This is a genomic window from Collinsella aerofaciens, assembly GCF_015555045.1.
Taxonomy (GTDB): domain Bacteria; phylum Actinomycetota; class Coriobacteriia; order Coriobacteriales; family Coriobacteriaceae; genus Collinsella; species Collinsella aerofaciens_W.
In genome coordinates this window covers 37124-64122 of the sequence record NZ_JADNJQ010000001.1, presented here as the reverse complement: position 1 = coordinate 64122, position 26999 = coordinate 37124, and the positions used below count along the sequence as shown (strand labels likewise).

Here is a 26999-nt window from a genome sequence, read left to right as displayed (position 1 = left end):
ACGAGTTGTCCGATTATGTTAGCTTCTACGAAACTTCCACAGAAGAATACTTGCGTGATAGCTGTATCCCTGATATTCCGCAAATTATAGGTGGCGATTTCGCGGAAATCATGATCAGCGATCTTCTCCAGTTTGTTGAGGGGTATGAAGTTCCTCGATACAAACAACATGGCCGGACTGACAAGAACAGCTCGGAGCATGGTTCGGATGTGATTGCCTATAAGATTACCGATCCAGAGAAACCAAATGCGAGCGATGAGCTACTGGCAATTGAAGTCAAATCGCGCAGTGCTTCGACTGATTTGACGGGAGCTATCTCTGAAGCTTCAAAGGACTCGAAAAAAGATAGAAGTCGCGTGGCCATGACGTTATCGTATTATTCAATGCGCAGTCTTAAGTCCGGCGACAGGCAAACATCTGCCGAGCTGAGACGCTTTCTTAAAGCTAGCGAACATCCCTTCATAGAATCATTTGGGATAGGAGCTGTGGTTGGCGTAAAGAATGCCAAGCGTCAGCTTGACGGTAGAGACGCATCCGAATTTCTAATCAATCAAAACGATCGAGTATTCATTATTCACAAAAATCACCTCATGGATTTGATTCGCGAAGTTTACAGCAGGTGTATCCGATGATCTTTGGAAAACGTTCCGACCGCGAACTTAAATATGCAAAAGCCAAGGCGAAAGCCACGGAATTTTTCGTCGATCCCTCATCCGTTCCTCATTTCAAGTTGAATTCTGATGAGCTTCACTACACTTCGATTTTGACGTTATCGACATATGTTAATTCGAGGTTGTCGGGGGATGATGGCGCAGAATACATGACTGATCTGCAAAAGGTTGGATCATTCTACGACTCGGCATCGAATGACGAGCGCTATCGTGAGTACTCGGATGGCTACTGGACGCTTGCCATGGCGACATATTTTCTTCTGGGTAACTATGGGAGCGCAAAGGTGTGCGCAGAAAAGGTCAAGGAACCGGATTTCTATGGCGCAAGGGCAAGGACTCTATATGACCTTATCATGTTCCTCCTTGTTCCATCTCAGCCGGTTCCGCCGGACCTGGCTATACTGGCAGACTACTTAGCTGGCGAGGATGTTGATCGTGCCGAAGTGATCTCCGCCGCTGATTCCCTTTTGACGGAGGACAGCCCAGAAGATACTTTCTTCAGCGGGGTTCTATACGTCTCGATATCCGATGCTGTTTCCTGCTCCGCGAGGGCGCTGCTTCCAGGGTACACTCACCTTGATATCAACGATTGGCGGTCCTTTCTTTCAATAGAAGCAGCCCCAAAGCTTCTCTGGCAAGCTCAGAGGCAGATAGGTTTAGCCGGGGTATTTGCGGGCGAAAACGCGTTCATCCAACTTCCCACTGGTTCAGGAAAGACCAGAAGCGTGGAGCTACTACTTCGTTCAAGAATACTTGCAAAGCACTGTCGGATGGCAGTCGTGGTTGCTCCTCTGCGGGCGCTTTGCTCTGAAATTGCTCGAAATCTGTCCGCTGCCCTGAAAGGAATCGCGAGGGTCAAACAGGCGTCGGACGTAATGGAAATCGACTCATGGTTCGAGGAGGGCGCATCTGATCATGAGATTATAGTTTCCACACCGGAGAAGCTTGGTTTTATCATCCACCATGATCCGTTGCTTTTACAGGAATCGGATTTGTTCGTCTTCGACGAAGCTCATTTGCTTGATAGTGAATCGAGGGGCCCCGGATACGAATTGCTGTTAACGGAGATATTTAGATTTAAGCCCGATGTGCAAATGGTTTTGATATCCGCTGTTGTCTCGAATGCTGACGAGATCGCAAAATGGGCATTTGGCGATTCTGAGAGAATTGTAAAAGGGGGAAACATCCAGGTCACTGAAAAGTCAATCGGCTTAATCCAGAACAAGGGGTCTCGAGTTTCTTATGTCAACCGAGAAGACATTTCCAGTGAAGACTACTTCGTGATGGTGGATGTTGAGCCTCAGGAATTGGATCGGTTTCCAAGAGAGCGGAAACGCAGATATTTTCCTGACTACAGTGGAAATGATCCTGAGCAGGCTCGTGACCTCTCAATCTATTATGCAAATAGGCTTCTTCCTAATGGAGCTTGTGCAATCTATGTGCCGAAAAAATCATCGTTGCCTTCTCTGCTAAGAAGGCTTGACGAATTATCGCGTCGCTCGGCGAATATAACCAACTTGCTGCTCTCGATACCTGCGGACGAGAAGAAAAGACTTACCAGTCTCGTTTGCAAGCATTATGGAAAAGACAATTGGATTACCCCCGGAATAAACGCCGGCATATTGCCTCATTATGGAGATCTTCAAGGGGCGATTAGGCAAGCGGTGGAATATGAGATTGAACGAGGGGATGCAAAATGCGTAGCTTGTACATCTACGCTAGCAGAAGGCGTTAACCTTCCAATCAAGTATCTCATTATAACTGGTGCGAGAAAAGGATATGAAACTCCTCGGACTAGGGATTTTCAAAACCTAATAGGCAGAACTGCGCGATCGGGAAAGTATAGCGAAGGCAGTGTCTTGCTTGCTGATAATACAGAAGGCTTCAGAAATAAAGAAATGTATTCGACTCTGATGAAAGAATCAGAAACTGAGCGATGCGGAAGTGCGATCGTTAATCTTCTTTCAGATGCTACCACACAGGATAATCGTGAAGCCTTCATTCCTGGTGAATCTATAGTAAACGTGATTCTCGAACATCTAACAAACCCTCGACTTGAATACGAACTTGCAAGTGCTTTTTCAAGGACACTCGGTTGTGATGACTTGCGAGCACGCGAGCTTGCCTCTAGAAGAATGCGTCCTCTCGAGGCGATAGAAAGTTATCTATCCGGCGTGTTGGCAGCGAACATGGGTGAAGTTGATGTATTGGAGCTGTGTGCGTCAACTTACGCGTACACATCGTCGGACGAGGAGACGCAAGAACGACTTATCAAACTGTTCCAGGCGATATACGAATCGCTTGAATCAGTTAGCAAAGAGAACGCGGCTTTATTTCATATGATGCAACTAGGCACTCGAACGGCATCGTCGTTAATCGATTGGATTGAATCTCCTGAAGGTAAACGCTTTATCGAAGGGGGGTGTTCTGAAATACACCTAGCGGTACATCAGTTCATGCTTCCTAACCCGGACATCGCAGGTCAACTGAACGAGGAGCAGTTATCTCTCATCATTGGCCTATGGATAGACGGGGCAAATTTATCTCAAATTACGAATACTTTAAACGAGCAATTTGATTTTAAGCATGAATTTAAAATTGGAAAAACTGAGAAGATAGTATCTGGAGTCGTGAGGTTCACCTTCGCTCATTTCGTCTCAAGTATGCTAGATGTCGTTCGGGAAATAGATGGTCTTTCAACGGCGGATAATATCGAAAAACTTTCCGCTTTCCAGCGGAAAGTCAAATATGGTGTGTCCAGTCTGAGCGAGGCAATGATATGTGAAGAGGTTATCGACGATCGGATGATTGCCAAAGAAATAGTATCGATAACGGGCATGGCTGGTTCGTTGTCTGATCCGGCAATTCTGAAGTTTGGGGCACTTGCCAATAGGGAGGCAATCGAGAAATATGCGGATTCGCTTCCTGCATACTGCTCAAAGAGCATACTTGAGTGGATTAGTTCTTAGGAGACCGAAGCGCACAGAAAAAGTTTATAAATCTCGATTTAGCTCAGCGATTACAGCGTCTTCTTTATCCATCTGGCACGCTGCTTTACCTTTGAGACCTGTAAACAAATCAGATAGCAGGCTAACTCTAGCAGCAAGCAGCTCGTCCATTTCGGAACAATCGCGCAGTCGGGAAAGCTCCTGGTACACCGCCCGCATTTCGTCGCGGAGCATCTTGTAGGTGCGGATGTCCGGGACAATCGTGAATTCCTTGTCCTCAAGCTTGGTCATGATGTATTCCTGTTGGGTCACCCCTGCGGCTTTTGAAAGCAGTTCGATCCTCTCGTTTTCCTCGGGGCTTACGCGGAACGCTTTCGATATGGTGCGTTTGCGTCGGTAGTTGGGGCAGGGCATCAGAAACCACCTCTTTCGTTGTCAAGCCCGTTTGCCATGTCGTCCTGGATGTTGGGGAACAGATGCGCGTACCTGAAGGTGATATCCGATGATTCGTGGCCCATCCTATCCGCGATAGCCACGGCGGAAAATCCCATGTCGATGAGCAGGCTTACGTGGCTGTGCCTTAGGTCGTGGATGCGGATGCGCTTAACGCCGGCTTTCTCACTTCCTCGTTTCATAACGCGTGAAAGCTGGCTCTTTGACACGGGGAACATCCTGTCGCCAGACCCGATCTTGGGATGTTTGGAGAGGTAGTCCCTGATTGTTTCTGCGAGGAAGTTGGGAAGCTTCACGGTTCGTATCGACTTGGGCGTCTTGGGATCCGTGATAACGTCGCGTCCTCCCAGACGCTGGTAGGATTTGTCTATACGCATGGTGTTGCGACTCCAGTCAAACGAGTCTGGTGTGAGAGCCAGCAGCTCTCCTTCCCGAATCCCAGTCCAGTAGAGAATCTCGAAAAGAACGAAGAACATCGGGCTTTCCATCATTACATCGGCGAACTTGAGGTATTCCTCTTTCGTCCAGAAGTTCATTTCCTTGGTGTCCTTCGAGCCCATCTTCATGGTGCGTACGGCGGGGTTCGGATTAAGTCCGTAGAAGCGCGCCGCGTGGTTTAGTATTGCGGTTAGCTGATTATTGACGGTTCTTAGGTAGGTGGGGCTGTACCCTTTGCCATCGTTAGCATCGGGGCTCATGAGCTCGTTCTGCCACCGCACGATATCGAGGCTCGATATCTCGGCCATCCGTTTCTTCTCGAAGAAGGGCAGAATCTTCGATTTGATAGTGTATTCCTTCTGCCGCCAGGTGTGCTCTCTTAGCCTTGGTCTGACGTCGGCGGCATAGACCTGGAAGAACTCGCCGAATGTCATTGCCATAGTGCAGCCCGCCGAGGCAATGAAGTCTTCCTCCCATGCCTGTGCTTCTTCAGGGGTGGAAAAGCCCCTCTTGTACTTATGCACCTCGTTGCCGAACTTGTCCTTGCATCTGAACTGAGTGAACCAGGTGCCGTTGTCGGATTGCTTAACGACCATCGTCTCTTACCCCGCGCTCGTCTCCGAAGTACTTCTCTTCGATTATCTGGCTGCTGACCCTACCTGGTATGGTCGCGCACCCGCGCTGCTCCATTTCGCAGTTGAGCTCCCTGATGATCTCGTACGCCTTGCTCCTGCATACTCCGAGTTTCATCGAGACCTCAGAGGCGCTTAGCAAGCGCCTCTCTTTTCCATCCATGTATCCTCCTAATAGTTCGAAACTGAACGGTATATCATCGGCTATAGTAATAGTTCGGAAGTGAACGGTCAATACATACCGTTCAATTTCGTGCTATATTGTCTATGCGATGCTATATGAGACTATCTAGACGCTGACAGGAGAGTTGTATGAGGTCCGGAGAGCTCATCAGGAAATACCGCAAGGCGAAGGGATTGACACAGGCCGAGCTCGCAGATGCTTGTGGGTTGACGGATTCCGCCATCAGGAACTATGAGCTCTGCAACAGGACGCCTGGCGTCGAGCAGGTAGAGTCCATCGCTTCTGCTTTGGGAATCTCCCCCGAATCTCTCCGCGAGGTGTCCCTCGAGTCAAGCCGGCAGGCTCTAGAGCTCTTGTTCAGACTAGAAGGGGAGTTTGGGCTCGTTCCCGATGAGATTGACGGTGAATTGGTTCTGAAGATCGACAGGAAGGCAGAAAAATCCCAGAAACTCGCCCAGGCGGTTAAAACTTGGAAGCATATGATTGATTCGGAAAAAGCTGGCGAGATCAGCTCTGAGGAGCTGTCTGAATGGAAGCTCTCATTGCACTGAAATCAAGCCACTTCAGGAATAATTGCGAATCAAAAATCAGCGGCCTTCGGGCCGTTTTTCTTAACCTGGATGCAGGAAATCAGATCCCGTAACACCGCTAAAGACGATTTGTCATTCCCTTATGCTGAACTGGCCTTTTGCAAAAAATAAGTATGAAAATGACGTTTGATTCATGTTTGATTCGAATCAACCTGTTTTACGCCGTAACTGCCAAAAGGAGTCGTGACGGGTGGCTTTGCGTAATTGCGCAATGTTGCATGTCGTTGCAGGTTCGTGCATGTTCCGAATAATCGTTCAAGTTGCGTCACCTTTTGGGAATGATTCCGAATCAAAGACGCAGGTTAATGGGCAAAAAAATACCCCGAAACTTCTTGAATTTCGGGGTATTGGTCGGTTTGTCATTCCGCTTTGTTTTCAGTGGCTTGCAACGTTGTGCAACTCACTGACATCTTGTGCATCGCGCTGAATCGTTGCAGGTGATTTTGCAATGCTGACCTGGGGCTATTCCCACTCGATGGTCGCGGGCGGCTTGGACGTGATGTCGTAGCACACGCGGTTGGCGCCGGGAACCTCGGCAACGATGCGGCCAGAGATGCGGGCCAGCACGTCGTAGGGCAGCTTGGCCCAGTCGGCGGTCATGGCATCGCTGGACTCGACGGCACGCAGGATGATCGGGCGCTGGTAGGTGCGCTCGTCGCCCATAACGCCAACGGACTTGATGTCGGGCAGGACCGCGAAATACTGCCAGCAGCTGTGCTCGGAGTTGCGCTCGCCGGTCTGCTCAAACAGGCGCTGGTTGTAGGCGTCGAGTTCCTCGCGCACGATAGCGTCGGCGTTCTTGAGGATCTCGAGCTTCTCCTTGTCGACCGCACCGATGATGCGAATAGCCAGACCCGGGCCCGGGAAAGGCTGACGGAACACGATGTGACCCGGCAGGCCAAGCGCCAGACCAAGCGCGCGGACTTCGTCCTTAAAGAAGTGGTCGAGCGGCTCGATGAGGTCGAAGCGCACGCCCTCGGGGAACGGGATCAGGTTGTGGTGGCTCTTGATGGTGGCCGTCTTGCCGCCCGTTTTGCGAGCGCCGGACTCGATGATGTCGGGGTAGATGGTGCCCTGAGCCAGGTACTTGACCGGCTTGCCATCGGACTCGAGCTGCTGCGCCACGGCGAAGAACTCTTTCCAGAACTGCGTACCGATGATGCGGCGCTTCTCCTCGGGCTCGGTCACGCCGGCCAGAAGCTCGGCATAGCGGTCCTCGGCGTGGACGTGGATAAAGTCGACGTCAAACTGCTTGGTGAAGACCTCCTCCACCTGCTCGGGCTCGCCCTTGCGCAGCAGACCGTGGTTGATGAACACGCAGGTCATCTGCTTGCCCACGGCGCGGGCGCCCAGCGCAGCCACGACGGAGGAGTCGACGCCGCCGGACAGGGCCAGAATCACGCGGTCGTCGCCGACCTTCTCGCGGAACTCGGCCGTCATGGTCTCGACCAGGTTGTCCATGCTCCAGTTGGGCTCCAGGCCGCAGATCTCAAACAGGAAGTTGCTCAGCAGCTGCTGACCGTACTCGGAGTGCTTGACCTCGGGGTGGAACTGAGTGGTGAAAATCTTGCGCTCGACGCACTCCATGGCGGCAACCGGGCACACGTCGGTGCTGGCGGTAACGGTAAAGCCCTCGGGCACCTCGGAGACGGCGTCGCGATGGCTCATCCACACGGTCTGCTCCATGGGCGTGGAGTTAAAGAGCTTGGCGCCGGCCGTGCGCGTGATAGTGGCGCGGCCGTACTCGCCCACCTCGGAGTGGCCAACCTTGCCGCCGAGCGTCACGGCCGTGATCTGATGGCCGTAGCAGAAGCCCAGGACGGGAAGGCCCAGGTCAAAGATGGCGGGATCGATGGACGGAGCGTCCTCGGCATACACGGAAGCCGGGCCGCCGGAAAGGATGAGCGCAGAGGCGTTCATCTCGCGAATCTCGTCGGCCGAGATGTCGCAGGGGACGATCTCGGAATACACGTTGAGGTCGCGGACGCGACGGGCAATGAGCTGACCGTACTGCGCACCAAAGTCGAGTACGAGGACCTTTGCGGAAGCCTTTTGATCCATGGTTCCCCCTCTTGTTGGCGGGGAGCCGGTGCCCACCCGCGTGAATGAACGAAAATAACCTCCATAGTGTACACGTTATATGGGGTTTCTCGCCCCTCGCGGCCATCAGCGCACGGCAAACGCACGACCTGGGCCCCTATTTGAAGGCAATTGAAGTGTTTTCAAACGTTACAGATGATGTAATACGTTTGAACATTGGACGCCCTGTGCCACAATACTGCCGAACGACTCCGCCTCTGCGGCGGCAAATACGATAGGAATACCAGCATGAAGCGCATCCTTCTCATCGCCACGGGCGGCACCATCGCATCGACCGAGGACGGCAACGGCCTCTCCCCCGCCCTGACCGGTGAGGAGCTCGCCCAGAGCGTCCCCGAGATCTCGGGGCTCTGCGAGCTCGACGTCGTGCAGCCCATGAACATCGACAGCACCAACATGCGCCCGAGCGACTGGATGCGTATCCGCGACGTCATTGTCGAGGGTTATGCCGACCACGACGGCTTCGTGATTCTGCACGGCACTGACACCATGAGCTACACCGCAGCAGCGCTTTCCTACCTGATTCAGGACAGCCCCAAGCCCATCGTGCTCACCGGCTCGCAAAAGCCCATGGGCAATCCCTTTACCGACGCCAAGCTCAACCTGTACCAGAGCCTGCTCTATGCACTCGACGAGCATTCGCACGATGTGTCGATTGTGTTTGGCGGCGTCGCCATTGCCGGAACGCGCGCCCGCAAACAGCGCACCATGAGCTTTAACGCATTCATTAGCGTCAACTATCCGCCCATCGCCTATATCCGCAACGACCGCATCGTGCGCAACGGGCTTCACGGCACGCATCAAGGCGAAAACCCGGTGCGTTTCTACGACAGCATCGACCCGCGTGTATTTGTACTCAAGCTTACGCCCGGCGTAAACCCGGGCATCCTCGACGCCCTTGCCGATAGCTACGATGCCGTGATTCTGGAGACCTTTGGCATTGGCGGTATTCCCGAGTTTGGCGAGTCCGGTGAGTCATTCCAGGAGGCAATTTTCCGCTGGGTCGATTCGGGTCGCACCGTTGTTATGACCACGCAGGTTCCCGAAGAGGGCCTCGATCTGGGCGTTTATGAGGTCGGCCGTGCTTACGCCGATCATCCGGGCATTCTGCGCGGCGATGACATGACCACCGAGACGCTCGTGGCCAAAACCATGTGGGCGCTCGGCCAGTCACGTGATGCGTCAGAAATTCAGCGCCTGTTCTACAGCCAAGTCAACCACGACCGCATCCCGATGGCGTAGCCAGGCATCGACCGGTATCCCCTACTCAATGCCTTCAAGAAGCTCTGACACCGTCATGCCGAGTGCGGGCGCGATCTTAAATAGAACCTTGAGCGTGAAATTTGCCGTCCCATCTTCGATTCGGTCGAGGTAGGGTCGGCTGATTCCTGTCGCCACACAAAAATCAACCTTGGAGATACCAAGGTCCCTGCGTGTCTCTTCGACCCGCCTGCCAAGAATCTGTTTCGCACGTTCGTCCATGCAGCCGAGTTTGAAATGGAGCCGAACATAAACGTAAACTATAGTTTACGTTTTCCCGAATACACAGGAGTTTTCTATGTCGGGTTCTTCGGTCCGCATGTACCGAGCCACGCTTCGCACAAACAGCGCGCCGCCCAAGCTCGTCGTCGTTGAAGCTGAATGCCTTTCGCCCGATGAGCGCACAGCATTTGCATTGCTATCAAGTCGCGTCGCCGCCGTTCTGGTCCCCTGCCCGACGCAAGGCGAACTTGCCATCCGATGCCAAACGCACGGCTGCTCGCTCAATCAGGCTGCCGTAATCGCAACCAGCCAACGCGGCCTGCCGCTCCTTTTAGAAGCCGGCATAGCACTCGCCCTTCGCGGCGCCGGATACGAAAACGAGGCCGCCGCCGATGCAGTCTTTCAACCACGATCGAGCGGCGGCCTCGCAGCAGCCATCGAATATGCTTGCAGGCTCGTTGTCTAAAAGGACAAGCTAGAAACCAAAGCCAAAGCCCGTTCCGGTAATCGCCGAGTACATAAAGTAAACGTTGATCACGTTGAGGAACACACCCGTGATGCAACCGTTGCGCAGGTAGCGCTCGCACACGATGCGCGCCATGGCGGCGGAGTCGTCATTGTTCTTGGCTTGGCGTCCCGCCGTAAAGTACGTCGCCACGCTCAGCAGCAGATTGAGTACCGGCAGTGCCAGCAGCTCGTAGCTCTTACCCCAGCGCGTCACCTCGCCGGCGGCGTTAAACTTCGTTGCCACCTCGGGGCCAATGTTGGGGATAACACACGCTGCAACCACCAGCGGAATCACCGCAAGTACGAGCAGCGCAATACCCATGTAGCCAGCTTTTTTGCCATATTTAAACATGCGCGTCGTCCTTACACGTTAAAGCGGAAGTGCACAACGTCGCCATCGGCCATGACATAGTCCTTGCCCTCAATACGCAACTTGCCGGCGGCCTTGGCGCCCTGCTCGCCGCCGAGCTCGATGTAGTCGTCGTAGCCAATGACCTCGGCCTTAATAAAGCCGCGCTCAAAATCGGTGTGGATGACACCGGCGGCCTGCGGGGCGGTCGCGCCCTGACGCACCGTCCAGGCCTTGACCTCCATCTCGCCGGCCGTAAAGAACGACTGCAGGCCGAGCAGCTTGTAGGCAGCCTGAGCGAGCACGTCCAGGCCGGGCTGCTCCAGGCCTAGGCTTTCCAGGTAGTCGGCAGCGTCCTCGGGATCGAGCTCGGAAAGCTCGGCCTCGATCTTGGCGCAGATCGGCAGCGGCTTGACGCCGTCGATGGGCGCCAGGTCCTCGTTGAGCATATCCTCGTCCACGTTGGCCACATACAGGATGGGCTTCATGGTGAGCAGGAACAGCCCCTTGGCGGCGGCACGCTCCTCGTCGGTCATCTCCATGGATGCGGCGCGCTTGCCCTCGTTGAGCCAGGCAAGCAGGCGCTTGGCAACCTCGAACTTGGGCATGAGCTCCTTGTCGCGCTTGGCCTCCTTCTCGAGCTTAGGCAGCTGCTTCTCGAGCGTGCCCATGTCGGCCAGGATAAGCTCAGTCATGATGGTGTCGGCATCGCCGGCGGGATCGACGAACTCGCCCGTGCGGCCCACCTCACGCATGACGTTGGGGTCCTTAAAGTAGCGTACGACCTCACAGATGGCGTCGGTCTCGCGGATGTTTGCCAAGAACTGGTTGCCCAGGCCCTCGCCCTCGTTGGCACCCTTCACCAGGCCCGCGATGTCGACAAACTCGACCGTCGCCGGCACAATGCGGCCCGGGTTGACGATGTCGGCAAGCTTTTGCAGGCGGCTATCGGGCACATCGACGATACCCACGTTGGGGTCGATCGTGGCGAACGGGTAGTTGGCGGCAAGGCCGGTCTTTTTGGTAAGCGCGGTGAACAGCGTCGACTTGCCCACGTTGGGCAGGCCCACGATACCGATGGAAAGGGACACGACAGCTCCTTTTGGTACAGGTACTTCAAACCGTATAAGTATAGCGCCGCCGCAGCATCCGGGCGAATCCGGACACCGCGGCGGCGCAAATGAAGCAGAGATAGAGCTCGCTGACTAGTCCGCGAGCTTTTCCACCTGGTCGAGCATCTTGTCGAGCTTGGCCTTTGCCTCAGCCTTGACCTTCTCAGCCTCTTCGTGAGCCTTCGCCTTCTGAGCGGCCTTTTCCTCGGCTTCGGGATCGACGACGACCAGATTGGACGCGTCATGCTCAACAAGCTTGAGCGCATGTTCGGGACACACCTTGACACAGGCGCCGCAGCCCAAACAATACGTGGACTCCAACGCAAAGCGGCCGCTTCCCACCAGATCGCAGGCAAACGTGGGGCACACGTTGACGCACTCACCACACGACGTGCACTTGTCAAAATCGCACTCCGGCGTGCTCACCTGCATGTTCTGGGCAAGCTCGGGGTGGTTTTGCAGCGTCGAGAGCACCAGCTGCCGCCCGTGCGTGAGCGAACGGCGACGCTTGGTCGTCGTGGTGCCGCACATGGTGTTGAGCGTGCGCTCCAGCTGGGTAATCTGATGGCGATGGGCCTTGAGCTTTTGCGTCACCGAGGCCAGCGCCGCCGTCGCCGGATTGAGCTTGGTCACCGTCAGGCCCGTGGTGCGGGCGATCTTTTCCATGTACTCCTTGCGCTCGTACTCGCGGCGCTTATGGCATTTGAGGCTCTTGGAGTCGACCTCCAAGCCCATACCCGTGCCGGACCACTCCTCGGCCTTCGCAATCGCCTCGCCCAGAATGTCCTCACCGCCGGTGTTGCGGCACTTATCGCACACGCCCAACGGCAGGTAGACGCTCACGTTGGGATAGTCGGCCAGTACCGAGAACCAGGTCTCGGCAGTAATATCGCCCACGCAGGCGACGACAACCTCGTTCTCGCGCGGCATGCGCTTAAGGGCGCGCGTGCAGGTAACGTAGGCGGTCTCGTGGCTCGTGGCAGCAGAGACGATATCGTCATACAGGTTTTTGGGCGCCAGGCGCGGCGAGATGATTGCCTCGGTCGGACAGGCAGCGGCGCACAGGCCGCACTTGCGACAGGAGTCGAGGATCTCGATGGCGTCTTCCTCGACCTCGATAGCGTTGACCGGGCACACGTCCATGCACGCAGTGCAGCCGCTCTTTTCGTTTTTGCAGGTCAGGCACGGAATGGTGTTACCGCGCGGACGCTCCTTGTAGTCGGCAGGATTCCATTGCGGCGCCGACGGATCGAGTGCATCGGTCACACCGCCAAGCGGGTTTTTAAGAAAGTCGAAACCCTTGCTGATCTCGATAATGTCATCAAACAGATCGTGTTCCTGCGCCATGCGCGGCCCCTCCCTGAGCAGTGCAAACAAGCAAGAGATAATGATACGCTATCGGCCCACGCCTCGGGCAAATTACACGCGGCGCACCTTTGAGGCAAATAGACCTACAATCTATTGCCAGCCTAATCGCCTAGGTTTATTGAGGAGTCACAAGATGAAGATTGCCCTGATCGAACCGTTGGGAGTACCCGAGCAGACCATCGACAGGCTCTCCGCACCCCTTAAGGACGCCGGACACGAGTTTGTCTATTTCGATACCAAAACAACCGATCCGGCCGAGCTCGCTCGACGCAGCGAGGGCGCCGAGGTCGTCATGATCGCCAACAACCCCTACCCTGCCGAGGTCGTCGCCGGCGCCGATGCGCTCAAGATGATCGCCGTTGCCTTTACGGGCATCGACCACGTGGGGCTTTCCGCCTGCCGTGAGCGCGGTGTTGAGGTTCGCAACTGCGCCGGCTACTCCGACGTTTCGGTCGCCGAGCTCACCTTTGGCCTGACCATCGACGTGCTGCGCAAGGTGGGCGCCGCCGATGCCGCCGTCCGCAGCGGCAAGACGAGCGCCGGCCTAATGGGCACCGAGATCCGCGACAAGACCGTGGGTATCGTGGGCTGCGGTAAGATCGGCTGCGCCACGGGTCGTCTCTTTAAGGCCTTTGGCGCCCGCGTGCTGGGATATGCCCGCCACGAGCATCCCGAGGCAGCCGAGGCCGGCATTGAGCAGGTTTCGCTCGAGCAGTTGCTCGCCGAGTCCGATATCGTAAGCCTGCACCTGCCTAACAATGACACCACGCGCAAGAGCTTTGGCACCGAGCAGTTCGCCCAGATGAAGGACGGTGCCGTCTTTATCAACTGCGCCCGCGGTGCCATCGTGGATAACGATGCCCTTGCCCAGGCACTCAACGACGATAAGCTCGCCGGTGCCGGCATCGACGTCTTTGATATGGAGCCGCCCATCCCCGCCGACTACGCGCTCGTCAACGCCAAGAACTGCACCTTCACGCCACATGTAGGCTTCCTTACGCACGAGGCCATGCAGCGCCGCGCCAAGATTGAGTTCGACAACGTCGTCGCCTACGTCGAGGGTCGCGCGCAAAACGTTTGCGAGCTGTAGTCAAACGAGGGCGGGGCAAAACCTCATCGCAGGCCTACCCCGCCTTCTTTGGTTCAACTAACCTGACCCCTTTGCACCATAGCAAAAAGGGGCAAAGCCATCTGCTGGCTTTGCCCCCTCCTTAGCTTGATTTACTCATCCATGAGATAGTAGTGGCCCAGCGCGTCGGCACCTAGGATGGCGTTTGCGACCATCTCGGGCGTCACCTCAAACGGCATGTTGCACATGGTGTCCTCGGGCGCGCAAGCGGCCTCGGCAACAATCATGGCCTTCTCGCGTGTAAGCTCGGCAACGCCAAGTTCCTTCATCGTGACCGGCAGGCCCAGCTCAATGCAGAAGCCCAAGACTTCCTCAAGCTTCTCAGTCGGGGCATCCTCGAGTACCAGCTGGACGATGGTGCCAAAGGCGACCTTCTCGCCGTGATACATGCCGTGGCACTCGGGCAGCATCGTCAGACCATTGTGGATGGCATGAGCAGCAGCAAGGCCCGAGCTCTCAAAGCCAATGCCGGAGAGCAGCGTATTGGCCTCGATGATATGCTCGACGGCAGGCGTGAGCGCGCCCTTCTCCAGCGCGACCTTGGCCTTGACGCCGTCGGCCATAAGCGTCTCGTAGCAGAGCTTGGCGAGCGCCAGACCGGCCATTCCGCCCTTACCGCCAGCGCAGGTGCCGCCGTCGGCATCGTGCGTCGCCTGAGCCTCGAAATAGGTTGCGAGCGCATCGCCCATACCGGAAACCGTCAGGCGCACCGGGCTCGCCGCGATAACCGTCGTATCCATAAGGACAATACTGGGGTTTGCCTTAAGGAAGAGGTACTTATCGAACTGGCCGTCATCGGTGTAGAGCACCGAAAGTGCCGAGCACGGTGCATCGGTCGAAGCAATGGTGGGGCAAATGATAACCGGGGACTCCAGGTAATAGGCGACGGCCTTCGCGGTGTCGAGGATCTTGCCGCCACCGACGCCGACGATGATGTCGCAACCGTTGTCGCGGGCGAGCGCAACCAGGCGATCGACCTCGCCCTTGGAGCACTCACCGTTAAAGTCCTCAAACAGCAGCTCGGCCTTAGCCTCGGCAAAGCCGCCCTCGATCTTGGCACCGACGCGCTTCTTGCCCGAAGGCGTCACGATGACGAGGGCCTTAGCGCCGAGCGGCTCGACATAGGAGCCGAGCTTGGCCAGCTCGTCCGGGCCCTGGATGTACTTGCTGGGGCTATTGAAAATTGCAGCCATAACTATCCCATTCTCTAAAAAAGAAAGGGGCTCCGTACAGATGCGTGCGGAGCCCCTCGTTGCGATAACAAGAGTCGATTAGAAATCGATGTCGGTGTCGTAGTAGCAGGCCTTGAGGATCTTCTCGAAGTCGGCAGCCTTGGTCTCACGCGGGTTCTCGGGCGTGCAGGCGTCCTGCTCGGCGTTCGCGGCAATCTCGGGCAGCTTGGCGAGGAACTCCTCCTCGGAAACCATCTGCGGGTTCTCGGCGTCGACCTTCACGCCACCATTCGCGTAATCCTTGATGGACTGCGGAATGTTGAGCTGGTCGTTGAGGTCGCGAATCTTCTGGACGAGTGCAGCGATGAGCTCCTCGTTGGTCTCGCCGGGAAGGTGCAGGATCTCCTTGGCCACGTAAGCGTAACGCTCGGCAGCACGGGGATCCTTGGAGTTCCACTGGATGACCTTGCCCAGGTACATGGCGTTAGCAGCACCGTGGATGATGTGGCCGTTCTCGAAGGCAGCACCGGTCTTGTGAGCCATGGAGTGAACAATGCCCAGCAGGCCCGAGGAGAAGGCGATACCGGCGATGCACTGAGCCTCGTGCATGTGCTGACGGGCCTCATGGTCGCCAGCATAGGACTTGGGCAGCCACTCGACGATCTCGCGGATGCCGTGCAGAGCGTTGGCGTCGGTGAACATAGAGGCGCAGGTGGAAACGTAGGCCTCCATGCAGTGGGTCAGAGCATCCATGCCGGTGTGAGCGCACAGCTTGGCGGGCATGGTGTAGGTGAGCTCGGGGTCGACGATGGCGACATCAGGGGTGATGTTGAAGTCGGCCAGCGGGTACTTGATGCCCTTTTCGTAATCCGTGATGACGGAGAATGCGGTGACCTCGGTAGCGGTGCCGGAGGTAGAGGAAATGGCGCAGAAGTGAGCCTTCTGACGCAGCTCGGGGAAGCTGAACGGCTGGATAATGTTGTCGAAGGACTCCTCGGGATACTCGTAGAAGACCCACATGGCCTTAGCAGCATCGATGGGCGAACCGCCGCCGATAGCAACGATCCAGTCGGGCTCGAAGTCGCGCATAGCGGCTGCGCCCTTCATGACGGTCTCGATGGAGGGATCGGACTCGACGCCCTCGAACAGCTTGACCTCCATGCCGGCCTCTTTGAGGTCGGCCTCAACGTCCTGCAGGAACCCGCCGCGGCGCATAGAGCTGCCGCCAGAAACGATGATGGCCTTCTTACCCTTGAGGTTCTTCACCTCGTGGCGAGCGCCCTCACCAAAGTACAGATCGCGAGGATTGGTAAAACGTCCCATACTGTGCCTCCTAAACAAGCCCCTCTTAGACTTGCGTATATAACGGAGCACCCAATTGGCTCCGTTAGGACCGGTTTGCGCGTTGCCGGCGATGACAATGCGCGATGTCTAAACGTCTCAACGCTCAGACAAACACTATTTTACCGTTCTGGTTGGTCAGTTATTCACCTAAAGCCGCCAATGATGAAACGTTTTTTCTATCCCTGAAGACCCTTGTGCGGCATTCATACTCCCAAGCTGGGCAAACGTTTTATCAAGGTTGACTACATATCCCGGGCAGGACCGTGCCCCTCCAAAATATGCACCGTTCGCCGCCAAAAATCGACCGTTTGCGGCACCGTGATACCACTCGGTCGTCCAAGGTGCCGACATTTGTGCGACATCCGTCTTCGTGGTGCAAAGGTGCAAGTCCAAGTGCGGCACCCCCGTTGTGCCACATGCGGGTAAACTAGAACTTTATATAGAAACATTTGAACCCTAACCGCAGCAAAGGAGGCCCCATGGCATTCGATCCCATTCAAGAGGATTGCCATCGCCTCGTTCTTGAGGCCTTGCGCCGCGACAATATCCCGCTCACCGACGCTGCCGCCGTAGAGCATCTGATGGAACAATTCACCCGCAACCCCGCACCGCTCATCGTGCACGACCGCGACCGCGCCGGGCACCTCATTGCCAAGGTGGTCGAGGCTGTCGACTACCGCATTCCCTTTATCCCTGACGATACCCAGGCAGAGCAGGAAGAGGCAGCTGCCGAGAACATGCTCCGCGAGGCAGCCGCGCTCGACCCCACCAACTGGGACGCTCAGCGCATGCTGACCGCCCTCACCGCCGAATCCAACGAGGAATACGTGCAGTATCTGGTGTCCAAGTGCGACGAGGTGGAGCATGACCTGGCGCTCAAAATCGCCTCGGCGCAGGACCCCTACGAGCGTGAGGCCGCAGGCGACCTTACGCGCCGCCCCTATCTGCGCTGGCTTGCCGCCCTTGCGTCACGCGCGCTCATTAGCGGCCGCTATCGCATGTCGCTCGAAGCCGCAAACCGCAGCCTCGACTTTGCGCCCAACGACCCCGCCGGTGTCCGCCACACCGCGATGCTCGCCATGGCAAAGCTCGAATACCCCGCCGAGGAGCTCAAGCGCTTTCGCTCTGCCCACTCCGTCCCCTATCTCGCCAACACGCCGCTGCGCCGTCGTCCCAAGGATGCGGAGCGCGACTTGGACCCGTGGACGCTCATCGCGCTGATGAGCGCTGCCTGGCGCGAGCTGGACTACGAGGGCGCCGAGCACTATTTGCGCATCCTTGCGCGCTCGTGTCCGCACGCAGCCGAGGCACTCTACTTCCAAACCGAGTTTCCCGATGGCGTCTATGCCCGCGTCAACGTGGGTGTGGGCTCCACCGACGAACTTGTCCTTGCGCTGTCCGAGGCGACGCCGGTACTGCAGGAGGGCCTGGGCGCCCCCGACAACGCCAGTTTTGCCGCCTGGGTCGCCACCAACGATATCGTGCGTTCCCAAATCGATGAGCGCATACTGCGGGCGGCCGAGCAGGGTTTGCCGTTTAAGGGAGGAGACCTCTAATGGATCCGAGCGTCTACATCCCCGCCTACCTGGAGCGCACCTATCTGGCGTCGCACCCCGAACTCACCGATGCAGCACGCGAGCTTGTCCATAACGACGTGAGCGTCAACCCTCATAAGTATGCGCAGACCGAGCATGCCCAGGCACTGCTGTCCTATGCCGGTGTTCATCGCCACCTGCTCGACGAGCTCCATCGCATCGAGGACATGGGCAGTGACGAGGAGTTCGAACAGACGCGTAATCGCCTGTTCGACGACATGCGCGATGAGCTGCTCAAAATTGTCCACGTCGATGCACTGGCCGTCGACGCGCAGCTGCTCGCCATCATCCTGGCCGACACGCCCGTTGACGCCTGCCTGGGTGACCTGATGAAGCTCGAGGCGACCACGGCCGATTACCTGCAGCAAAGCGTGCCCGGGTTCGACATGGAAGCCCCGCACTACTGGGCCAATAATGTTTTGGCCGACGGTGTCACCGCGGCAGACCTTACCGTGAGCGAGCCGGCCCTTATCGGGTGGCTCCACACGCTCGAGGCCATCTCGCAGCTGTGCATGGCGAGCGCTCGTTACCGTGCTGCCGCCAACTACGCCCGCCGCGTCCTTAAGGCAGAAGGCTATCCCACCCGGGCCGCAGGCACCGTGCTGCTCGCCCTCGCTCGTCTGGAAGACCAAGACGGCTTTTTTGCCCTGGCCCACCAGCTCGAGGAACAGGTGGGAGCCGATGCACTCGAGAACTCCCCCTGGTACCTGCTCGCCCGCACAATCCTCTTGTTCAAAACGAACAAGATGCGTCCGGCGGTGCGTGCGCTGCGTGAGTTCGCTAACCGCTGCGAGGGCGGCGCATTCTTCTTGCTGAATCCCATGTACCAGACACCGTACCTTCCCTGCCGACCCGAGCCGCGCGACCCCTGGGACCTCTCGCACCAGGCGGTTTGGGAAGCCGACGGCATTATCTCGGACACCCCCGACTTTGCCCCCTGGGCCAACGCCTGCGAAGACGTATCGCAGCTTGCCCAGGAATTTGCGCGCCGCTACGGCTTTTAGCGACGCGATCGCCCCGACCATGTCATCTATGTTAGGAACGGCTTCATGAACTTCCGCTCATCTCTTGCCTGCACCTCGAGCGATATCGCTCGCTGGGGACTGCGCTCTGTCCTCAAACGCCAGGGTGGCGTGCTTCCCGGCCGCATCGCCATGAAAATCGACCCCGAGCTGCTAAGCGACCTCGCGAGCCTGGTCGACCGCAGCGTGGTGATCACCGGCACTAATGGCAAGACCACCACCTCCAACCTCATCGCCGATGCCGTTGCTGCCAGCGGTGCTACCGTGGTGTGCAACCGTGCCGGCAACAATATGGAGCCTGGTGTGGTAGGTGCTCTGCTCGAGGCCCGCGGCGGCCTTAAGCACGCTGACAGCGGCAAGCGCGTGGGCGTTTTTGAATGCGATGAGCTCTACACCGTGCGCGTTCTGCCCAAGCTCAAGCCGACGTACTTTGTGCTGCTCAACCTGTTCCGCGACCAGCTGGATCGCTATGGCGAGATCGATCACACCCAGGAGGTCATCGCCCATGCGTTGGAGCTCTCGCCGACAACAACGCTTATCTACAACGCCGACGACCCGCTGTGCGCCTCGATTGCCGCGCGCGTTCCCAACGCGAGTATTGCCTTTGGCATCGACGGCGCCACCAACACCGAGTCCGACCGTATTAGCGACTCACGTTTTTGCTCACAGTGCAACGCGCCGCTGGAGTATGACTACGTGCAATACGGCCAGCTCGGCGCCTACCATTGCCCCTCGTGCGGCTGGGCCCGCCCTGCGCTTGTCCGTCGCGTGACGGGCGTGGAGCTCGGCTGCGACGGCTATGGTTTTGACCTGGTGTTTGGATCTGATTCCAGCGCGCCAGCCGCACACATCGTCACGCGTTACAACGGCCTGTACATGGTCTACAACGTTGCCGCTGCATTCTTTGCCGCACATGAGTTAGGCGTGAATACGGCGCACCTGCAGCCCACGCTCGATGCCTACGTCCCCGCCGGCGGACGCATGGGCCGCTGGGATATCGCCGGCCGCACCGTCGAGGCCAACCTGGCTAAGAATCCCGTAGGCTTCGATCGACAAATCCAGTCCATCAAGACGGCAGGCGGCAGACTCTGCGCTTTCTTCCTCAACGACAACGATGCCGACGGCCACGATGTATCGTGGATCTACGACGTCGACTTTGAGCGCATCGCCGACACGCCGGGTCTTGTCGCCTTTGCCGGAGGCACGCGCGCGCACGACATGCAGGTACGCCTCAAGTACGCCGGCATCGATGCCGCGATTATCTCGGACGTCGCGCAGGCAATTGGCGCCGTGGCAGACGAGGCCGCCGATGACACCTTCTACGCCGTCGCCAACTACACGGCCTTCCCGCCGCTGGTCAAGGAGCTCGACGGGCTGAAAGGCGCCACCGCCGACGCTGTTGCCGGGCGCGCCGTAGCCCGTGCCGACGGCAGCGCTCTTCCTGTCAGCATCGCGCCAGTCGAGCTTTCGCGCCCGCTGCGCATCGTCTACCTGTATCCCGATGCCCTTAACCTCTACGGCGACGGCGGCAACGTCATCGCCCTCGAGCGCCGCTGCGCCTGGCGTGGCATTCCCGTGCGCGTGGACGAGGTCCGTATGGGCGAGTCACTCGATCTCACCGATGCCGATATCGTCATGATGGGTGGCGGCTCCGACCGCGACCAGCTAGCCGTGGCACACGAGCTGCTCGCCCAAAAAGACAAGGTCGCGGCCTATGTTGAGGACGGCGGCACACTGCTTGCCATCTGTGGCAGCTATCAGCTGCTCGGCCGTTCGTACTACATGGGCGACGATCGCATTGAGGGCCTGGGCGTCATTGCCGCCGAAACCGTACGCGGCTCCGACCGCCTGATCGGCAACGTAGCCGTCAAAACCGATCTGGCACCTGAGCCCTTTGTGGGATTCGAGAACCACGGTGGCCGCACGCTTTTGGACGCCGAGGCCACGCCGCTCGGAACGTCCGTCGTCACGGGCACCGGCAACAACGGCGACGATGGCTTTGAGGGTCTCATCTACAAGGGCGTCATCGGCACGTACCTGCACGGACCGGCACTGCCCAAGAACCCCGAGCTCGCCGACTGGTTGATCGCCCATGCCCTCGAGCGCCGTGGCGATGCACAGGCCGCCGCCCTGCTGCCGCTCAAGCCCCTCGACGACACCTACGAGCACGCCGCCCACGACGCCGCCATGAAGCTCCTCCCCTAACGCCCCAACCACCACAAAGGGGACAGGCACCTTTGTGGTGGTTTTTCAGTTTGCCAACGATATGTGAACAGCTAAAAAAGTCTGCTATACTCTTTCCCGCTGTCCCCATCGTCTAGCGGCCAAGGACGCCACCCTTTCAAGGTGGATATCGCGGGTTCGAATCCCGCTGGGGGCACCATTCCAATTTTCCTCGAACCCGCTGGATGTCAAGTCTGGCGGGTTCGTTGCTTTCCGTGTCGTAGTTCAGTGTCACGAGCACGTCTTCGTCGGATACGCTCACCTGCCATACGAACGCCTTCAATAGCGTTGCGTCATCGAGCTTCGCGCCGCACTGCAGGAAGTCCGCGAAGCGCTCCGGGTCTATCTTCTGCTCCTGGATGACCTGTAGGTCGTAGTTGGCGCGAGCCTTCTGCTGCTCAAGCTCGGCTATGCGCTCCTTCACGCCCGGCGCTATGATTCCCTGCTCGATGGCGTTCAGGATGTTCTTCAGCCCGCGCTCCGCAGCTGAAAGGGATTCCGCCGCCTGTTTTCGCCTTGTGGCAATCTCCGCCCCGTCTGCCCTGTCGGCGACCATGCGGGCTATCCTCAAGGCCTCCTCGCGGTCGGAAAGCAGCTCGCGTAGGGCACCGACGATAGCGCCCTCAAGCTCCTCTCGGCGAACGTTTCTCATGCAGCCGTCAACGCAGCTGTAGTACTCGTATTTGACGTTGTGCCGCCCGCGCCCGCTCACGCCCTGCAGGTTTCGCCCGCAGCCGGCGCATATGGCCTTACCAGCCAAGGCGAAATCGCCCCAGTCCTCCGAAGAGCGCTTCTTGGTTCCCTGCACCTGCTGAGCGTCCATGAAAGTCACCTCGTCTATGATCGCTGGCATTCCGCCCTCCTTGACTATGCCGCCCCACTCGTAGCGCCCCGTGTAGCGCCTGTTGTGGAGCATCTGGTAAACCATCGAGTAGCCGCACGGGTTGCCGTTTGAGGTCTTCACGCCTCGCTGGGCGAAGTCCCGAGCTATCGAGTTCACGGTCTCGCGGTTGATGCGCCGCTTGAAGGCCTCGCGCACGAACGCGGCGTCATGCTCGTCTATCTCGTACTCGTCGTCCTCCGACTTGCGGTAGCCGAACACGCGCACGCCGTTGGTCTTGCAACGGAGCGCGTTGCCCTCCATTCCGCGCTTGGTGCGTATGGCGGTCTTCTTCGACTCGCAGGCGGCAAGGCCTTCCAGCAGCTTCTCGTAGATGATGCCCTCGGGCGAGTCGGGTATGGCCTCAAGCGCCGACACGAGCTTCACGCCCTTCTTGGCAAGCTCGCGCTTGTATATGGGCGCGTCGTACTCCCCACGGGAGAAGCGATCCATCATGTACACAAGCACTATGTCGGATTCGCCCGCGTTGGCTATCATGCGCTGGAACTCGGGGCGGTCGTCGGTGCGGCCCGATATGGCGTAGTCGCAGTACTCGGCGGCGATGGCATAGCCCTCGCGTTTGCACCAGTCGCGGCACACGCGCAGCTGGTCGTCTATCGAGGCCTCGCGCTGCTTGTTGCATGAAAAGCGGGCGTATATCACCGCTGTTTTTGGCATAATATGAAACGGCCTCCTTTCAGAGGTTCTTTGGAAAAGCCCCGCGGGCAGCGTTGCAGCGCTGTGACCCCGTGGGGCTTCTTTTTTTCTTTACCTATATAAGACGGTAAACGAGTACAGCATCATGTCGCTGTCGCGCGTGTTGGCGCTGACGGCCATCTTGACATCGACGACTTGACAACCTTTGTCCTGGATGCGCGACAACGTTCCGTCGATGCGCTCGGTAACCTTGTCCTCAAGCTGCGTGGCGGTCGAATACATGGCCTTGCCCGCGACCTGGAACACGAGGGCGTGAACCTTCCCGTCGCTCACGATGAACTCGTCCGCATCGCTAGCCATCTTCTTAGCGGCGCTTTTGTTGAACATTCCCATGTGTTATTCCTTCCGTTCGCCAGTATCCCAAGGCCCCGTACCCAATAGTTCGTCAACGGAGCATTCGTAATACCTTGCAAGCTTTATGAGCTTTGATCCATTGATTTCACGTTGCCCGCTTTCCATCATCGAGTAAGCGGGAACACCTATACCGAGAACAGCGGCCACTTCGGGCTGCTTCTTCCCATACTTGAGTCTTGTTTCCTTGAGACGGAATTGCGTGCCCACTGTGCCCTCCTTGCTTCTATAGGCACATTGTACAAAAAAATTTACAAATAGTGAATTCCTTACTTGCAAAAGGTCAGAAGTTCTTCTATATTCACTAATTGTGAAGTTCACAAATAGTGAAATGGAGGTGCATATGAACCCGATCGCAAGCGAGCGAGTTCGAATCGGTCTTAGCCAAGAAGATTTGGCAACGAAGCTCGGACTCAAAAGCCGCGCCACTGTTGCTAGCTACGAAAGTGGCGGTGAAATCCCCGGCTCGAAGCTCGTAGCCATGACGAAGCTTTTCCATTGCTCCGCAGACTACCTGCTTGGACTTACGGAGAACAGGACGGTGGCCTAAATGGCCGAACAGCAGACGCCCACCAAGCAGCAGGCAGAAAAGCCCAAAACGCCGCGCGAGCTGGCATTCGACCACATGTGCGACGTGCTGGTCAAGGCGTACCGGGAAAGCGAGCAGAAAGGCGAGAAGCAGGCGCGATGAGGCAGTGGTCGACACGTGAACTCAAGTACCTCGAAGAGCACGCGGGCGAAGGCGCTAAAGCGATAGCCAAGGCGCTGGGACGTTCGGAAGACTCGGTTAAGTGGCAAGCGCAACATTGCGGACTCTCGCTCCGCAAGCGCAGCCAGTGCCCCAACTGCGGCAGATGGACGTTCCGCCCCCTGAACCGAATCAACGGCTGGTGCATCGAGTGCACGAAGGAACTTCACATGTCCGACCTAGCCGAGCAGGCCAACGCCATGCGAGAGGAGGCGATCAGGGAGAAGAGGAACAACCAGGAGCGACAGCGCTACTACAGCGCAAAGAGCCGCGCCAAGAAAAAGCAAAAATAGGCACACCAAAAGCCACACGTGCTATGACCTGCGGAAACATCAGAAAGGAGCACGAAATGCAAAGCAAAAAGAAAGCGAGCGCCCCCAGCTACCACACTCCGAGCGCCCGCATGAACCGCATCGAGAACGATGCTTCGACCATCATACCATTCGAGCGCAAGCCCCGTCCCACCGCGAAGGAGATGCAGGACGCCTCCCAGTTCAAGGCTGGCGTTTTGGTCGGCTTCCTCGCCGCCACGATCATCTTCCTCATCGTCCTGTGGGCGTGGGTAATCCCCACGATGGACGGCACTGTGGCAACGGCCCAGCAGGCATACGAGACCACGGCGGGTGTCGTCCATGCGTAACGACGAGCGCTACAGCCCCAAGCCGCAGAGCAACCAGCTTGAGATATTCGGCCTCGGCTCCGCAGGCGAGCAGGACTTCCAAGAGGCCCGCAAGTGGATCGAGGACAACCCAGGCGCTTGGAACTTCATGGTGGAGAACGCCGTGAGGCTCAACCGCAAGGGCTACGTGTCGGTCAACTACCTGGTGAACATGGTGCGCAATGAGCTGCACGTGGCCTGCAAGAACGGCATCGCCCCGAGCCTGGCCCGCATCATGGAGGCCCGCTACCCGCAGCTGAAGGGCGCTTTCAACAAGCACCGCAGCCAGTCGGACGGTTTCAGCGAATGAGCTGGGTTCAAACGCTGGCGGCGACGGCGCGGGTCGTGGTTCCGGTTCGCGAGGTCGTGGGCAAGCAGCGCCCCCGCACCGATTACCGCAACCACCGCACCTACACCCCCACCAAGACCCTGAAGGCCGAGAAGGAGGTGCGCGACGCGTGGCGGGCCGAATACGGCGAGACCTTCGCCGGGCACGACGGCCCCGTGAGGATGCGCATATCCACCTACCGACCGCTCGCTAAGAGCAACCCCAAGTATTGGGAAGGGCGCTCAGACATGGGAAAGCCCGACTGGGACAACGTGGGCAAGCTCGTCTGCGACTCGCTCAACGGCCTCGCATTCAAGGACGACCAGCAGGTGATCACCTGCACCGTGGACAAGCGCCCGAGGCCCTGCCACGGGACGCAACCGTTTATCAGCATCTACATCGAGTACTTCGTCGAGGAGTACGTGAAGGAGAAGAAATGAAGCACTTCGAGAACAACGTGAACGACGGCATGAGCCGCACCGACAGCATCGAGACGCTTATCGACCTCACCAGCTGCATCGCCGTGAACGCCCTCATGGTGGCGGGCGGCGAGGCCGAGGCCGACGAGAAGGACGCGGGCGCTTGGTGGGCCATGATCGCCCTGGCCGAGGCCGCGCTTGAAAGCTACCCCGAGGACGTGCGCGCCAAGGGCTACCAGGTCGTCAACGAGAACACCAACCGGGAGCTTGTGGAGCAGGCGCGCCGCAAAGAGGCCGAGCAGGCCGCCAAGCACGTCATGAGCATCATCTTCGGCGTGAAGAAGGAGGACTAGCCATGGCGCTGATCACGACACAGCCGGTAAGCGCACGCGCCCTGTTCAAGCAATCGACCATCAAGGGCGACGAGGCGGTCTTGCAGTTCACCGTCCGAATGGACAGCGAGAACGCCTTCCCCCTGATGAAGAAGACGGGCGGCTACGTAATCCTGACCGTGGAGAGCGAGCAGAAGACCATCGAGTTCGATGACGAGACCGGGGAGGTCTGGGATGAGTAACGAAGCCGAGAACGTTGTGGCCGAGGTCATCGAGGAGCAGGACGCATCGAGCCTGACCGTGGCCTACAAGCCGTCCGTCATCGAGGCGAACTTCGACGCGCTCGAAGCCCACGTGCGCAAGACCGCCGAGGCCTACGATGGCGCGACCTACGACCTCACCAAGAAGGAGAACATCGCAGAGGCCAAGCACGACCGCAGCTACCTCAACGGCCTCAAGAAGGAGATCGACGAGCGCCGCAAGGCCGTGAAGCGCGAGTACAGCAAGCCGCTCGACGCCTTCGAGAAGCGCTGCAAGCAGATCACGGCCATCATCGACGAAGCCGCCGACAACATCAAGGCGCAGCTCGACCAGGCCGAGGAAGAGCGCAAGGCCCGCGCCTACGCCAAGCTGCAGGAGCACTACGAGGAGTTCGCCGGGCTTCTGGCCCCCGTCGTGCCCTATGAGCGCTTCCACGAGCCGCAGTGGCTCAACAAGGCCTTCGGCGAGATCAAGGCTTACGAGGCGCTTGAGGCGAAGGTCTCCAAGCTGGCGGGCGACTGGGAAACGCTCAAGTCGCAGTTCGAGGGCGAGCCTTTCTATGCCGAGGCCGAGCGCGAGCTGTTCGCGACCCTCGACCTGGGCGCAGCGCTCACAGCGGCCCGCAAGGCGGCAGAAGAGGCCGCGCGCATTGCCGAGCTGAAAGCCGCCATGGAACCTGAACCAGAGCCGGAGGCCGCGCCCGAACCCGCCGGCAACTGGTATCCGGGCGGAAGCCCCATGCAGGAGATCGGCGACGAGCCTATCGGCCCCGCGCCCATTGCCGCACCGGCGCCCGCGCCCGCACCAGTTGCCTCGCCGGCGCCCGTGTCGAGTGGTCCTGCAGCCCCCTGCGTGATGCTCATCGACTCCGCCACGACCGACCAGATGCAGGCCATCGGGCGCTTCTGCGGGAGCATCGGCGTGAGCGGCGTGTTCAAGCGCGGCACCCTGCAGCAGGTCTACGAGCGCACGATCCGTTAGGAGCA

The 26999-nt window shown here is 58.2% G+C and carries 31 protein-coding genes and 1 tRNA gene; 19 read left to right on the top strand and 13 right to left on the bottom strand.

Annotated elements, in window-relative coordinates; translation table 11 throughout:
* The first annotated feature begins 5 nt into the window (after window positions 1–5).
* Together I2E45_RS00470 and I2E45_RS00465 are read left to right on the top strand one after the other, a co-directional pair.
* Entirely contained in the window at window positions 6–632 is a 627-nt protein-coding gene (locus I2E45_RS00470; RefSeq protein WP_195443563.1) for a Hachiman antiphage defense system protein HamA, read from the top strand.
* Window positions 629–3640, top strand: a complete 3012-nt coding sequence (locus tag I2E45_RS00465; RefSeq protein WP_195443561.1) for a DEAD/DEAH box helicase — start codon at window positions 629–631, stop codon at window positions 3638–3640. The genes I2E45_RS00470 and I2E45_RS00465 overlap by 4 nt, the downstream gene beginning before the upstream one ends.
* A gap of 24 nt (window positions 3641–3664) precedes the next feature.
* On the opposite strand, the gene I2E45_RS00460 is transcribed toward I2E45_RS00465, so the two are convergent.
* The 3 genes from I2E45_RS00460 to I2E45_RS00450 are packed head-to-tail and all read right to left on the bottom strand — an operon-like array spanning window position 3665 to window position 5305.
* Entirely contained in the window at window positions 3665–4033 is a 369-nt protein-coding gene (locus tag I2E45_RS00460) for a plasmid mobilization protein (RefSeq protein WP_195443558.1), read from the bottom strand.
* Window positions 4033–5106, bottom strand: coding sequence for a site-specific integrase (locus tag I2E45_RS00455; protein WP_195443555.1), 1074 nt, complete (start codon window positions 5104–5106; stop codon window positions 4033–4035). The genes I2E45_RS00460 and I2E45_RS00455 overlap by 1 nt, the downstream gene beginning before the upstream one ends.
* Complete coding sequence (locus I2E45_RS00450) at window positions 5096–5305, bottom strand: hypothetical protein (protein ID WP_195443552.1); 210 nt, start codon at window positions 5303–5305, stop codon at window positions 5096–5098. The genes I2E45_RS00455 and I2E45_RS00450 overlap by 11 nt, the downstream gene beginning before the upstream one ends.
* 149 nt (window positions 5306–5454) lie before the next feature.
* Here I2E45_RS00450 and I2E45_RS00445 point away from each other — a divergent pair, with 149 nt between their 5' ends.
* On the top strand, window positions 5455–5877 hold the full coding sequence (locus I2E45_RS00445; protein ID WP_195443550.1) for a helix-turn-helix domain-containing protein: 423 nt from the start codon (window positions 5455–5457) through the stop codon (window positions 5875–5877).
* A 501-nt stretch (window positions 5878–6378) separates the two neighbouring features.
* Here the strand turns inward: I2E45_RS00445 and guaA are convergent.
* Entirely contained in the window at window positions 6379–7977 is a 1599-nt protein-coding gene (gene guaA / locus I2E45_RS00440; RefSeq protein ID WP_195443549.1) for a glutamine-hydrolyzing GMP synthase, read from the bottom strand.
* A gap of 267 nt (window positions 7978–8244) precedes the next feature.
* On the opposite strand from guaA, the gene I2E45_RS00435 reads away from it, so the two are divergent.
* Window positions 8245–9258, top strand: a complete 1014-nt coding sequence (locus tag I2E45_RS00435) for an asparaginase (RefSeq protein WP_195443548.1) — start codon at window positions 8245–8247, stop codon at window positions 9256–9258.
* A gap of 21 nt (window positions 9259–9279) precedes the next feature.
* Here I2E45_RS00435 and I2E45_RS00430 read toward each other — a convergent pair whose 3' ends face one another.
* Window positions 9280–9498 carry a helix-turn-helix domain-containing protein gene (locus I2E45_RS00430; protein WP_035136926.1) on the bottom strand — a complete coding sequence of 73 codons (219 nt, stop codon included), beginning with the start codon at window positions 9496–9498 and terminating at the stop codon, window positions 9280–9282.
* 76 nt (window positions 9499–9574) lie between these two features.
* Between I2E45_RS00430 and I2E45_RS00425 the strand changes: the two genes are divergently transcribed.
* The gene (locus I2E45_RS00425; RefSeq protein ID WP_195443547.1) at window positions 9575–9964 is read left to right on the top strand and encodes a hypothetical protein; all 390 of its coding nucleotides are present in this window, start codon (window positions 9575–9577) and stop codon (window positions 9962–9964) included.
* A 9-nt stretch (window positions 9965–9973) separates the two neighbouring features.
* On the opposite strand, the gene I2E45_RS00420 is transcribed toward I2E45_RS00425, so the two are convergent.
* From I2E45_RS00420 to I2E45_RS00410, 3 genes are all read right to left on the bottom strand, one after another.
* Window positions 9974–10357: a DUF1648 domain-containing protein gene (locus I2E45_RS00420; protein WP_089572786.1), complete on the bottom strand. Its 384-nt coding sequence runs from the start codon at window positions 10355–10357 to the stop codon at window positions 9974–9976.
* 11 nt (window positions 10358–10368) lie between these two features.
* Entirely contained in the window at window positions 10369–11445 is a 1077-nt protein-coding gene (gene ychF, locus I2E45_RS00415; RefSeq protein WP_055309950.1) for a redox-regulated ATPase YchF, read from the bottom strand.
* A gap of 114 nt (window positions 11446–11559) precedes the next feature.
* On the bottom strand, window positions 11560–12813 hold the full coding sequence (locus tag I2E45_RS00410; protein WP_195443546.1) for a 4Fe-4S binding protein: 1254 nt from the start codon (window positions 12811–12813) through the stop codon (window positions 11560–11562).
* Between the two features lie 154 nt (window positions 12814–12967).
* On the opposite strand from I2E45_RS00410, the gene I2E45_RS00405 reads away from it, so the two are divergent.
* A complete protein-coding gene (locus I2E45_RS00405; protein WP_195443545.1) occupies window positions 12968–13924 on the top strand; it encodes a 2-hydroxyacid dehydrogenase in 957 nt (318 codons plus the stop codon).
* A gap of 131 nt (window positions 13925–14055) precedes the next feature.
* Here the strand turns inward: I2E45_RS00405 and I2E45_RS00400 are convergent, their stop codons facing one another.
* Together I2E45_RS00400 and I2E45_RS00395 are read right to left on the bottom strand one after the other, a co-directional pair.
* Window positions 14056–15156 carry a glycerol dehydrogenase gene (locus I2E45_RS00400; protein ID WP_195443544.1) on the bottom strand — a complete coding sequence of 367 codons (1101 nt, stop codon included), beginning with the start codon at window positions 15154–15156 and terminating at the stop codon, window positions 14056–14058.
* Window positions 15157–15234: 78 nt separating this feature from the next.
* Entirely contained in the window at window positions 15235–16458 is a 1224-nt protein-coding gene (locus tag I2E45_RS00395; protein ID WP_022093871.1) for an iron-containing alcohol dehydrogenase, read from the bottom strand.
* 500 nt (window positions 16459–16958) lie between these two features.
* On the opposite strand from I2E45_RS00395, the gene I2E45_RS00390 reads away from it, so the two are divergent.
* The 4 genes from I2E45_RS00390 (at window position 16959) to I2E45_RS00370 (ending at window position 21479) form a co-directional block, all read left to right on the top strand.
* On the top strand, window positions 16959–18035 hold the full coding sequence (locus I2E45_RS00390) for a hypothetical protein (RefSeq protein WP_195443543.1): 1077 nt from the start codon (window positions 16959–16961) through the stop codon (window positions 18033–18035).
* Complete coding sequence (locus I2E45_RS00385) at window positions 18035–19078, top strand: hypothetical protein (RefSeq protein ID WP_195443542.1); 1044 nt, start codon at window positions 18035–18037, stop codon at window positions 19076–19078. Before I2E45_RS00390 ends, I2E45_RS00385 begins: the two co-directional genes overlap by 1 nt.
* Window positions 19079–19123: 45 nt before the next feature.
* Window positions 19124–21301 carry a MurT ligase domain-containing protein gene (locus I2E45_RS10340; RefSeq protein WP_229058746.1) on the top strand — a complete coding sequence of 726 codons (2178 nt, stop codon included), beginning with the start codon at window positions 19124–19126 and terminating at the stop codon, window positions 21299–21301.
* Between the two features lie 101 nt (window positions 21302–21402).
* Window positions 21403–21479, top strand: a tRNA-Glu gene (locus I2E45_RS00370).
* Here I2E45_RS00370 and I2E45_RS10580 read toward each other — a convergent pair.
* The 3 genes from I2E45_RS10580 to I2E45_RS00350 all read right to left on the bottom strand — a co-directional run bounded on the left by I2E45_RS10580 (window position 21438) and on the right by I2E45_RS00350 (window position 23477).
* Window positions 21438–22877 (bottom strand): recombinase family protein, encoded by a 1440-nt coding sequence (locus tag I2E45_RS10580; RefSeq protein ID WP_411161275.1) that lies wholly within the window; start codon window positions 22875–22877, stop codon window positions 21438–21440. The genes I2E45_RS00370 and I2E45_RS10580 overlap by 42 nt on opposite strands.
* Before the next feature lie 90 nt (window positions 22878–22967).
* Complete coding sequence (locus I2E45_RS00355; RefSeq protein ID WP_195443541.1) at window positions 22968–23249, bottom strand: hypothetical protein; 282 nt, start codon at window positions 23247–23249, stop codon at window positions 22968–22970.
* A gap of 3 nt (window positions 23250–23252) precedes the next feature.
* Entirely contained in the window at window positions 23253–23477 is a 225-nt protein-coding gene (locus tag I2E45_RS00350; protein WP_195443538.1) for a helix-turn-helix domain-containing protein, read from the bottom strand.
* 133 nt (window positions 23478–23610) lie between these two features.
* Between I2E45_RS00350 and I2E45_RS00345 the strand changes: the two genes are divergently transcribed.
* Genes I2E45_RS00345 through I2E45_RS00305 form a run of 9 tightly spaced genes read left to right on the top strand, consistent with a single transcriptional unit; the run spans window position 23611 to window position 26994 of the window.
* Window positions 23611–23817 (top strand): helix-turn-helix domain-containing protein, encoded by a 207-nt coding sequence (locus I2E45_RS00345; RefSeq protein ID WP_195443535.1) that lies wholly within the window; start codon window positions 23611–23613, stop codon window positions 23815–23817.
* The gene (locus tag I2E45_RS00340) at window positions 23818–23958 is read left to right on the top strand and encodes a hypothetical protein (protein WP_195443532.1); all 141 of its coding nucleotides are present in this window, start codon (window positions 23818–23820) and stop codon (window positions 23956–23958) included. It begins immediately after the preceding gene.
* Window positions 23955–24308 carry a hypothetical protein gene (locus I2E45_RS00335; RefSeq protein WP_195443531.1) on the top strand — a complete coding sequence of 118 codons (354 nt, stop codon included), beginning with the start codon at window positions 23955–23957 and terminating at the stop codon, window positions 24306–24308. Before I2E45_RS00340 ends, I2E45_RS00335 begins: the two co-directional genes overlap by 4 nt.
* Window positions 24309–24364: 56 nt before the next feature.
* Complete coding sequence (locus I2E45_RS00330; protein ID WP_195443528.1) at window positions 24365–24655, top strand: hypothetical protein; 291 nt, start codon at window positions 24365–24367, stop codon at window positions 24653–24655.
* Window positions 24648–24983, top strand: a complete 336-nt coding sequence (locus tag I2E45_RS00325) for a hypothetical protein (RefSeq protein ID WP_195443526.1) — start codon at window positions 24648–24650, stop codon at window positions 24981–24983. Before I2E45_RS00330 ends, I2E45_RS00325 begins: the two co-directional genes overlap by 8 nt.
* On the top strand, window positions 24980–25441 hold the full coding sequence (locus tag I2E45_RS00320; protein WP_195443525.1) for a RusA family crossover junction endodeoxyribonuclease: 462 nt from the start codon (window positions 24980–24982) through the stop codon (window positions 25439–25441). The genes I2E45_RS00325 and I2E45_RS00320 overlap by 4 nt, the downstream gene beginning before the upstream one ends.
* A complete protein-coding gene (locus I2E45_RS00315; RefSeq protein WP_195443523.1) occupies window positions 25438–25773 on the top strand; it encodes a hypothetical protein in 336 nt (111 codons plus the stop codon). Before I2E45_RS00320 ends, I2E45_RS00315 begins: the two co-directional genes overlap by 4 nt.
* Before the next feature lie 2 nt (window positions 25774–25775).
* The gene (locus I2E45_RS00310; protein ID WP_138378172.1) at window positions 25776–25994 is read left to right on the top strand and encodes a hypothetical protein; all 219 of its coding nucleotides are present in this window, start codon (window positions 25776–25778) and stop codon (window positions 25992–25994) included.
* On the top strand, window positions 25987–26994 hold the full coding sequence (locus I2E45_RS00305; protein ID WP_195443521.1) for a DUF1351 domain-containing protein: 1008 nt from the start codon (window positions 25987–25989) through the stop codon (window positions 26992–26994). The genes I2E45_RS00310 and I2E45_RS00305 overlap by 8 nt, the downstream gene beginning before the upstream one ends.
* The last annotated feature ends 5 nt before the right edge of the window (window positions 26995–26999 follow it).